This window comes from Hyphomonas oceanitis SCH89 (genome assembly GCF_000685295.1).
Classification (GTDB): domain Bacteria; phylum Pseudomonadota; class Alphaproteobacteria; order Caulobacterales; family Hyphomonadaceae; genus Hyphomonas; species Hyphomonas oceanitis.
This window is the reverse complement of the sequence record NZ_ARYL01000175.1, coordinates 1-392: the sequence shown is the minus strand read 5'-3', so window position 1 is coordinate 392 and position 392 is coordinate 1. Positions and strand designations below refer to the sequence as shown.

1 protein-coding gene is annotated in these 392 nt (G+C 62.2%); it reads left to right on the top strand.

Annotated features, from left to right (window positions below):
- Positions 1-392 (top strand): IS66 family transposase (locus tag HOC_RS20800; protein ID WP_035542832.1); only part of this gene is annotated, 392 nt, incomplete at both ends.

The following is a 392-nucleotide window of genomic DNA, read 5'->3' as shown; positions in this document are numbered from 1 at the left end:
GGGCAGCATGTGCGTGCGGGCGCTGCGGTCCATGCTGATGATACACCGGTGTCGGTTCTCGCGCCCGGCAACGGCAAGACAAAGACCGGCAGGGTCTGGGTCTATGCGCGCGACGAGAGACCTCACGGATCGGTCGCACCGCCGGCGGCGTTCTACCGGTTCAGTATGGACCGCAAAGGCATCCGCCCCGCAGAGCACCTGAAGGGATACTCCGGATTCATGCATGCCGATGGCTATGCAGGGTTCGAAGAACTCTACCGGTCCGGCAGGATCACCGAAGTTGCCTGTCTTGCCCATATAAGGCGCAAGTTCTTCGATATCGCCAAGGCGACCGGTTCAGCTGTTGCGACCGAAGCGGTGACGCGCATTGCGGCGCTTTACGCGGTCGAAGC